Annotated in this window: 9 protein-coding genes; 5 read left to right on the forward strand and 4 right to left on the reverse strand. The window is 72.4% G+C overall.

The genetic code is table 11. The features are described from left to right. Nucleotides 1–19: 19 nt before the first annotated feature. The 3 genes from VI238_RS06480 (at nucleotide 20) to VI238_RS06490 (ending at nucleotide 4,479) form a co-directional block, all read left to right on the forward strand. Nucleotides 20–2,701, forward strand: a complete 2,682-nt coding sequence (locus VI238_RS06480; protein ID WP_331649666.1) for a M1 family metallopeptidase — start codon at nucleotides 20–22, stop codon at nucleotides 2,699–2,701. Between the two features lie 191 nt (nucleotides 2,702–2,892). After that, on the forward strand, nucleotides 2,893–3,981 hold the full coding sequence (locus VI238_RS06485) for a redoxin domain-containing protein (RefSeq protein WP_331649668.1): 1,089 nt from the start codon (nucleotides 2,893–2,895) through the stop codon (nucleotides 3,979–3,981). Nucleotides 3,982–4,107: 126 nt separating this feature from the next. Beyond that, on the forward strand, nucleotides 4,108–4,479 hold the full coding sequence (locus tag VI238_RS06490) for a cupin domain-containing protein (protein ID WP_331649670.1): 372 nt from the start codon (nucleotides 4,108–4,110) through the stop codon (nucleotides 4,477–4,479). A gap of 15 nt (nucleotides 4,480–4,494) precedes the next feature. On the opposite strand, the gene ftrA is transcribed toward VI238_RS06490, so the two are convergent. Next, complete coding sequence (ftrA, locus tag VI238_RS06495) at nucleotides 4,495–5,478, reverse strand: transcriptional regulator FtrA (protein ID WP_331649672.1); 984 nt, start codon at nucleotides 5,476–5,478, stop codon at nucleotides 4,495–4,497. 88 nt (nucleotides 5,479–5,566) lie between these two features. Here ftrA and VI238_RS06500 point away from each other — a divergent pair, with 88 nt between their 5' ends. Together VI238_RS06500 and VI238_RS06505 are read left to right on the forward strand one after the other, a co-directional pair. Beyond that, complete coding sequence (locus VI238_RS06500; protein WP_331649674.1) at nucleotides 5,567–5,974, forward strand: rhodanese-like domain-containing protein; 408 nt, start codon at nucleotides 5,567–5,569, stop codon at nucleotides 5,972–5,974. Next, nucleotides 5,971–6,435: a GNAT family N-acetyltransferase gene (locus tag VI238_RS06505; protein WP_331649676.1), complete on the forward strand. Its 465-nt coding sequence runs from the start codon at nucleotides 5,971–5,973 to the stop codon at nucleotides 6,433–6,435. Before VI238_RS06500 ends, VI238_RS06505 begins: the two co-directional genes overlap by 4 nt. Nucleotides 6,436–6,457: 22 nt before the next feature. Here the strand turns inward: VI238_RS06505 and VI238_RS06510 are convergent, their stop codons facing one another. The 3 genes from VI238_RS06510 to VI238_RS06520 all read right to left on the reverse strand — a co-directional run. Continuing rightward, complete coding sequence (locus VI238_RS06510; RefSeq protein WP_331649678.1) at nucleotides 6,458–7,186, reverse strand: sulfite exporter TauE/SafE family protein; 729 nt, start codon at nucleotides 7,184–7,186, stop codon at nucleotides 6,458–6,460. Then, on the reverse strand, nucleotides 7,183–7,365 hold the full coding sequence (ccoS, locus tag VI238_RS06515) for a cbb3-type cytochrome oxidase assembly protein CcoS (protein ID WP_331649680.1): 183 nt from the start codon (nucleotides 7,363–7,365) through the stop codon (nucleotides 7,183–7,185). The genes VI238_RS06510 and ccoS overlap by 4 nt, the downstream gene beginning before the upstream one ends. Beyond that, nucleotides 7,362–8,384 (reverse strand): HAD-IC family P-type ATPase (locus VI238_RS06520; RefSeq protein WP_331649682.1); only part of this gene is annotated, 1,023 nt, incomplete at its 5' end. The genes VI238_RS06520 and ccoS, both read right to left, overlap by 4 nt.

Consider the following 8,384-nt stretch of genomic DNA (forward strand, 5'->3'; position numbering starts at 1 on the left):
CGGAGACGTCCCGATGCGCATGCGCGCCCTGATCCTGTCCGGCCTGCTCGCCTGCGGCGCCGCCGTCGCGAAGGAGGGGGGCGTGCCGACCGGCAAGCTGCCGACCGACGCGGCGCCGTTGCACTACGCACTGCACCTCACCGTCGATCCTCGTCGCGACCGCTTCGACGGCGAGGCGCGCATCCGCGTCAGGCTCGCGAAAGCGAGCGACCATGTCTGGCTGCATGCGCAGCAGATGAACATCCGCGCCGTGCACGCGACCGATGCCGCCGGTAAGAATGCCGACGCGAAGGCGATCACGCACGGCGATACCGGCGTGCTCGAGGTGCGCTTCGCCCATAGCCTCGCCGCGCAGGAGATCGAACTCGCATTCGACTACGACGCGCCGTTCAACGGCCAGCTCGAGGGCGTCTACAAGGTCAAGGTCGGCGACGACGCCTATGCGGTCACGCAGATGGAACCGGTCAGCGCGCGCCTCGCGTTCCCCGGCTTCGACGAGCCGCGCTTCAAGGTGCCGTTCGATCTCGTGCTGACCGTGCCGGCGCAGGACGTCGCCGTCGCGAACACGCGCGTGCTGCGCGAGGAGAAGTCCGCCGACGCGGCGTGGAAGACGCTCACGTTCGCGACCACGCCGCCGCTGCCGACGTACCTCGTCGCGTTCGCGGTCGGGCCGTGGGACGTCGCCGACGCGCCACCGATCCCGCCCAACGCGGTGCGCAAGGGCGCGCTGCCGCTGCGCGCGCTCGGCCCGCGAGGCAGCAAGGACAAGCTCGCCTGGGCGCTCGAAGTCGCGCCCGCGATCGTCCGCTTCTACGAGGATTACACCGCGCAGCCGTATCCGTTCGACAAGCTCGACCTGCTCGGTGCGCCGGATTTCTCCGCCGGCGCGATGGAGAACGCGGGGCTCATCGTCTACCGCGACGCCTACCTTCTCACCGACGCGCATTCGGCCGCGGACCACTATCGCAGCGTGTTCAACATCGAGGCGCACGAGATCGCGCACCAGTGGTACGGCGACCTCGTGACGGTGCCATGGTGGGACGACATCTGGCTCAACGAGGCGTACGCGACCTGGGGCCAGGCGAAGGCGACGTCGTCGCTGCGTCCGGAGTACCACGCCGACCTCGAGTCGCTCGAAGCGCGCCTGTACGCGATGGCGAACGACAGCCTGCTCAGCACGCGCAAGATCCGCCAGCCGATCCTCGGTCGTGGCGACATCGAGACCGCATTCGACAGCATCACCTACCAGAAGGGCGCCGCGGTGCTCGCGATGTTCGAGCGCTGGGTCGGCGAGGACACGTTCCGCAAGGGCATGCGCGAGTACCTCGCGAGCCATGCGTTCGGCAGCGGCAGTTCGGACGACCTCATCGCGTCGCTGACCAGGGCGAGCGGCAGGGGCGATGCGTTCGCGAAAGGCATGCGCAGCTTCCTCGACCAGCCCGGCGTTCCGCTCGTGCGCAGCGAACTCGCCTGCGACGCGGGCAAGGCGCGCCTGACCCTCGCCCAATCGCGTTACCTGCCGTACGGCGTGCTGTCGAAGGACGCTCCGCGCTGGGGCGTGCCCGTATGCACGCGCTTCGGTCGCGGCGAAGGGTCGGACACGCAGTGCTTCCTGCTCGAGGCGCCCGAACAGCAATTCGAGATCGCGGGCGGTTGTCCCGACTGGTACCTGCCGAACGCCGATGCGCGCGGCTACTACCGGTTCGACCTCGCCACGGCCGACCTCGCGAATCTCGGCGCCGCCGCGGGGAAACTGTCGGCGCCCGAGCAGCTCGTCTACGCCGACGCGGTCGAGAGTGGCTTCCGCCGCGGCAGCGTGTCCGCGGGCGCGTTGCTCGACGCGATGCCGGCGCTCGCAGGCGCGGACGCGCCGCAGGTAGCGACCGCGCTGCTCCCTCGCTACGAATGGATCCGCGAGCACGTCGCCGACGCGGCGACCCGGCCCGCGCTCGACGCGTGGGTCACGCGCCTCTATGCGCCGCGCCTCGGCAGGCTCGGCTGGCACCGCAAGGACGGCGAGCCCGGCACCGACACCGCGCTGCGCACGCGCATCGCCGAGTTCCTCGCGATGGTGGTGCGCGACCCGGCGACGCGCGCCGAGCTCGGCAAGCAGGGTCGCGCCGCACTCGGCCTCGACGGCGGCGGCAAGCCCGACCTCACGCGTGCCGACGCCGACCTGCGCGTCACCGCGCTCAAGGTCGCGGTGCAGGACGGCGGCTTGCCCGCATTCGATGCCGCGCAGGCCGCGTTCGAGGCGTCTCGCGACACGACCGAGCGCTACGCGCTGCTCGCCGCGCTCGGCGCGACGCGCGACCCTGCACTCGGAGCTCGCGCGCGCGACTACGGCCTCACCGCCGCGGTGCAGATCGGCGAGATGGGACGCCTCTATGACGCCCAGGCGGACGAGCCGGAGAATCGTGCGGCGCTGTGGGCGTGGCTCACGCGGAACTTCGAGCCCTATCGCAAGCGCCTGCCGCCGTTCGCGCAGGCGTGGTTGCCGAAGACGTTCTCGCCGGGCCGTTGCAGCACCGCCGACGCCGACGGCATGTCCGCGTTCCTCGCGCCTCGCACGAAGGACCTCATCGGCGGCGAGCGCGGCCTGGGCCAGACGCTCGAGGGCATCCGCCAATGCAGTGCCCTGCGCGAACACGTCGACCGCAAGGCGCTCGCCGATTGGAGTGCCGCGCACGCGAAGCACTGACCGCTGCAGGCGACCCGGCGCGGGTTTCCCGCGTCCGAATCGGTCTTGGGTGGTCCTGCGCGCGATTCGCTCCGCGCGGGGCTGGTTCCATCGAAGCCGCCGCGACTGGCGCCCCGAGCACGGGCAACGCGCCGTAACGTGCCGATGCGGCACGAATCCCGAGTCGCCGCGCTCGCAGACCCGGAACCGCGATGGACTCCACGCCCGCGACGCTGCCCGCTTTGCCCACCGCGCATGCGTTCACGCGCGAAGCCTGCATCGCCGCGCTCTCGCTGTGCCTCGTCTTCGTCGCCGCGCCCGCACGCGCCGGGAGCGGAGAGGAACTCGCGCGCGAGGCCGGTGCCCTGCGGGTCGGGCGGCTCGCGCCGCCTGCGCGCATGACGACGATCGATGGCGACACGATCGATCTCGCCTCGCTGCGCGGGAAGAAAGCGGTCTACCTCAAGTTCTGGGCGACCTGGTGCTCGCCGTGCCGCGCGCAGATGCCGCACTTCGAGCGCGTCCAGCAGGCCGCGGGCGACGACCTCGCGGTGGTCGCGATCAACCTCGGCTTCGACGACACGCCCGAGCAGATACGCGCGTTCCGCGACGAGTTCGGGCTCACGATGCCGATCGTGCGCGACGAGGACGGTCGGCTCGCCGGCCTGTTCGGCGTGCGCGTCACGCCGCAGCACGTGATCGTCGGCCGCGACGGCGTGATCCTGCACGTCGGCCATCTCGCCGACGCGCACGTCGACGCCGCGCTCCTCGAGGCGCGGAGCGAACGCGCGACCGTCGTGGCGGCGAATGCGCCGGACCTACCCGTCGCGCCCGCCGTTCCGGCCGCCTTGCGCATCGGCGACGCACTGCCGCCGGCGCGCGTGCGCACGCTTGCGGGCGACGAGGTCGCGCTCGCCGATCCCGCGCGCCGACGGCGCAGCGTACTCGCCTTCCTCTCGCCGTGGTGCGAGGGCTACTTCGAGAAGACGCGGCCCGCGTCGTCCGCGCGCTGCCGTGCGCTGCGCGAGCAGCTGGTCGCGTTCGGCGGCGATGCACGATGGCGCTGGCTCGGTGTCGCCTCGGGCCTGTGGGCGTCCGAACACGATCTCGGCGAATGGCGCGATCGCTCGCGCATCGCGATCCCACTCGCGCTCGATCGCGACGGCGCCCTGTTCCGACGCTTCGGCGTTTCGCGCGTGCCGCTCGTCGTCGTGCTCGATGCGAACGGCCGCGTCGAACGCCGCCTCGAATTCGGTCGCGACGACCTGCGCGCCGTGCTCGGCGAGCCGCGGACGCCGTGACGACGCACGATCGCGCCGAACCGCACCGGATGCATCGCCGGACGCGCCCCTCGATGCGAGAATGGGGGCCGTTCGCGCGCGCGATCCCGGGCGCCGCAACGGCAGGTCAAACCTTGGAGGTTGCGGATGTCGAAGCATGTCTCGCCGGCGAAGATCGCCGCCGGCCTCACCGAGTTGTGGTCGCCGCGCGTGGTCGCATCGCTCGACGATTCCTACGTCAAGGTCGCGAAGGTGCAAGGCACCTTCGGCTGGCATGCGCACGACGACGAGGATGAGTTGTTCTACGTGCTCGGCGGTCGCCTGCGCATCGAGATGGCGGACGGCGCGGTGGAACTCGACGAGGGCGACGCGTACGTCGTGCCGCGGGGCGTGCGGCACAATCCGGTCGCCGAGCGCGAATGCCTCGTCATGCTGATCGAGCGCAAGACGACCTTGCACACCGGTTCGGAAATCTCCGAACGCACGCGCAGCGTCGCAGACCAGTTGCGCCCGGTCTGATCGCCGCGCAGGCCCTCACGGGCGCCGCTCGCGGGCGAAGCGCTCGCGGTACGCGCGTGGGCTGGCGCCGACGCGACGCCGGAAGTGATGCCGCAGCGTCGTCGCGCTGCCGAAACCGGTCAGGCCCGCGATGCGATCGATCGAATGGCGTGAGTCCTCGAGCAACTCGCGCGCGCGCTCGATGCGCGCGCGCACGAGCCAGTCGATCGGGGTGAGGCCGGTCGCCGCCTTGAAATGGCGCATGAGGCTGCGCTCGCTCATCGCCGCCATGCGCGCGAGCCGGGCGATCGACAACGGTTCGGCGAGGCGCCGCTGCATCATGTCGAGCAACGGCGACAGCGCATGCCGTCCGCCCGCCTCCACCGGTCGCTCGACGTACTGCGCCTGGCCGCCGTCGCGATGTGGCGGGATCACGAGCCGGCGCGCGACGTGGTTGGCGACGCGCGCCCCCCAGTCTCGCCGCACGAGGTGCAGGCAGAGATCGAGCCCGGCCGCGCTTCCCGCCGATGTCAGCAGGCTGCCTTCGTCGACGTAGAGCACGCCCGCGTCGACCTCGATGCGCGGATGGCGCCGCCGCAGCGCGTCGGCATAGCGCCAGTGCGTGGTCGCGCGGCGACCGTCGAGGAGACCGGTCGCGGCGAGCACGAATGCGCCCGAGCAGATCGATACCAGGCGCGCGCCGCGCGCGTGCGCGTCCCGCAGCGCCGCGACGGTTCGAGCGGGGACCGGCACGTCGATCCCCTTCCAGCCGGGGATCACGATCGTACCCGCGCGGCGCAGGCGCTCGAGGCCGTGCATCGCAGACAGGCGCAGGCCGTACTGGCCGCGCAGCGGTCGGCGCTCCGCCGCGCAGGTTTCGAATCGGTACCAGCCGGCGCCGAGCTCGGGCCGCGCAAGTCCGAAGACTTCCGCCGCGCAGGAGAACTCGAACGCGCACAGGCCGTCGTAGGCGAGGGCGACGACGAGCGGATTGGTCGGGGGTGCCGTTCGCTTTGGCAAGATCTGATCGCTGAGTGGCGGTAGCGCCAATTGTGCGCGCAGCGCGCGCGCCGAACAATGCGTGCCACGTCCACCGCGGAGCAATGCCATGCACAACGCCGTCACCGAGATCGCCGCCGCGCCGAGCGATGCCGCGCTGCGCCACTTCGAGGCGCAGTTCGCCTACGAGACGGACTGCTGGGACACGCATGAAGCGCTGCAGTCGCCCGCACCCGGATTCGTGCTCGTCGATGCCCGCAGTGCCGACATGTACGCGCGCGGCCACGTGCCCGGCGCCATCAGCCTGCCGCATCGGAAGATCATCGCCTCGCGCATGGCCGCCTATCCGCCGTCGACGCTGTTCGTCGCCTACTGCGCCGGACCGCACTGCAACGGCGCCGCGCGCGCGGCCGTGCGCCTCGCGAAGCTCGGATTCGCCGTGAAGATCATGGCCGGCGGCATCACCGGCTGGCTCGACGAGGGCTTCGCGCTCGAGAAGGGCGGCGCGCGCGAATGACGGCTGCACGCGTGCGACGCGCGCACGGCGCGGATGCGCGTGCGCTGGTGGCGCTCTGCGCCGAACACGCAAGCTACGAGCGCGCGTCGTTCGCGGCCGACGGCAAGTGCGATGCGCTGCGCACTGCGCTCGACGCGTGCCCGCCGCGCCTGTTCGCATGGCTCGCCGAACGCGACGGCACGGCCGTCGGCTATGCGAGCGCGTCGTTCGAGTACTCGACCTGGGACGCGCGCGAGTTCCTGCACATGGATTGCCTCTACCTGCGCGACGACGCGCGGGGCGCCGGCGTCGGCGCGGCGCTCGTCGACGCGCTCGTCGCGCACGCGCGCGCGCACGGTTGCGCGGAGCTTCAATGGCAGACGCCGGCGTGGAATGCGCGCGCGATACGCTTCTACTCGCGCCTCGGCGCGATCGGTGCCGGGAAGATCCGTTTCCGCCAGGCGGTCGATCGACAAAGTTGAGGTACGCCAGCCTCGCCCGGCCTCAGTGCGTGCCGAGGCAGTCGAACGGCAGCATCGCGTGCAGTCCGTGCAGGTGTTCGCCGAGCCACGGGCTGGCCAGCGTCAGCAGCGCGCTCGCGAGCAGGGCCGCGGCTGCCGTGCGGCGACTGCCGCGCCGCGCGCCGAGCGCGGCGATCCGGTCCGCGCCGAACGCGGCCGCGAGCAGGGCCGGCGCGGTGCCCAGGCCGAACAGCAGCATCGTCGCCGCACCGCGTGCGGCGTCGAGCTGCAAGGCGGCGATCAGCAGCACCGTGTAGACGAACCCACACGGCATCCAGCCCCAGACCATGCCGAACGCGAAGGCGCGCGGCAGGCTCGCGACCGGCAGCAGCCGCCGGCCGAGCGGCGCGAGCCGCGGCCACAGTCGGCGACCGAGTGCGAAGCCGGGATCGCGCAGGCGACCCGAGGCGACGAGCGCCCCGAGCAGCAGCGCCGCGGCCGACAGCGCGCGCAGCGTGCGCCGCACGGACTCCACGTCCAGCAGCGCGATGGCACCGCCGAGCACGCCGCCGAGCAGCAGTCCGGCCAGCGCGTACGACGCGATGCGACCGAGCTGATAGGCCACCAGCAGGTCGCGTCGCGGTCGACCATCCGCGCGCCGCGCCGTGGCGATGCCGAGCGCGGCGGAGATGCCTCCGCACATGACGAGGCAGTGCCCGCTCGCTGCGAGGCCGAGCAGCAGCGCGCCCGCGTACGTCAGCACGCCGGTCACGCGCGCGGCTCCGTCGGCTCGCCGTCGCGGTCGCGTGGCGCGTCGGCGTCCAGCAGCGGCAGCAGTTTGGGCGTGTCGAGGTCGTCGAACTGGTCGTGGTCGACCGCCCAGAAGAACGCGATGCCCGCTCCGAGCGCGAGCAGGATCGACAGCGGGATCATCACGAGCAGGATGTTCATGCGAAGGCCTCGCGCGTGTCCGGGCCGGCCGCGGCGAACGCACGGCGACGGCCGATGCGCGTCGCATTGAGCACGACGACGAGGGAGCTCGCCGACATGCCGAGCGCGGCGAGCCACGGCGGCACCAGGCCGAGCGCGCCGAACGGCACCGCGACGAGGTTGTAGGCGATGGCCCAGCGCTGGTTGCGGTGCAGCGCCTGCAGGGTTTCGCGCGCGATCGCGATCGCTTCGGGCAATGCCGTGAGGTCGGCGCGCGCGAGCACGACGTCGGCCGATGCCTGCGCGAGATCGCTACCGCCGCCGATCGCGACCGCGACGTCAGCACCGGCGAGCACGGGGGCGTCGTTGACGCCATCGCCGACCGCGACCACGCGCCCGCCGGACGCGCGCAACGCGCGCAACCGCTCGAGCTTGTCCGCCGGCGACTGCCGCGCGTGCCAGCGGCGGATGCCGACGTCGGCGGCCAGGGCGGCGACCTTCGACGTCGCATCGCCACTCGCGATCTCGAGCTCGAGACCCTGAGCGGAGAGTGCGGCCAGCGCCGCGCGTGCGCCGGGCCTAACCCGTTCGGAAAGCTGGAACGCCGCGATCGCGCCGTCGTCGTCGGCCAGCACGAGCGCGTCGTCGGCGATCGCGCCGTGCCTCGTCCGCTGCAGTGGATCGATCGCGAAGTCGGCGCGGCCAAGGCGCAGCGCGCGCCCGCCGACGCGTCCGCGCAATCCGCAGCCGGCGACCTCCTCGACGTCCTCGGCGACAGGCAGCGCAATGCCCGCAGCCGCGTCGACGAGCGCGCGCGCGACCGGATGGCGGCTGCGGCGCGCGAGTGCGGCGGCCAGCGGGATCGCCCCGTCGACGATCGGCTCGCGTTCGCGTGCGAGGCACGGCTCGGTCAGCGTACCTGTCTTGTCGAATACCACGTGCGTCGCGCCGGCGAGCGCCTCGATCGCATCGACGTGCACGACGAGCACGCCGCGGCGCGCTAGCAGCGCAAGTGCGCGCGTGAGTGCGGCCGGGACCGC

Origin of the sequence: Dokdonella sp. (assembly GCF_036518555.1) — a bacterium.
GTDB lineage: Bacteria > Pseudomonadota > Gammaproteobacteria > Xanthomonadales > Rhodanobacteraceae > Dokdonella_A.

What these genes read in the sequence shown, in the direction of transcription:
- VI238_RS06485 (WP_331649668.1), top strand. Translation starts at nt 2,893, where the DNA reads ATGGACTCCACGCCCGCGACGCTGCCCGCTTTGCCCACCGCGCATGCG.
- ccoS (WP_331649680.1), bottom strand. Translation starts at nt 7,365, where the DNA reads ATGAACATCCTGCTCGTGATGATCCCGCTGTCGATCCTGCTCGCGCTC.
- VI238_RS06480 (WP_331649666.1), top strand. Translation starts at nt 20, where the DNA reads ATGCGCGCCCTGATCCTGTCCGGCCTGCTCGCCTGCGGCGCCGCCGTC.
- VI238_RS06505 (WP_331649676.1), top strand. Translation starts at nt 5,971, where the DNA reads ATGACGGCTGCACGCGTGCGACGCGCGCACGGCGCGGATGCGCGTGCG.
- VI238_RS06500 (WP_331649674.1), top strand. Translation starts at nt 5,567, where the DNA reads ATGCACAACGCCGTCACCGAGATCGCCGCCGCGCCGAGCGATGCCGCG.
- VI238_RS06490 (WP_331649670.1), top strand. Translation starts at nt 4,108, where the DNA reads ATGTCGAAGCATGTCTCGCCGGCGAAGATCGCCGCCGGCCTCACCGAG.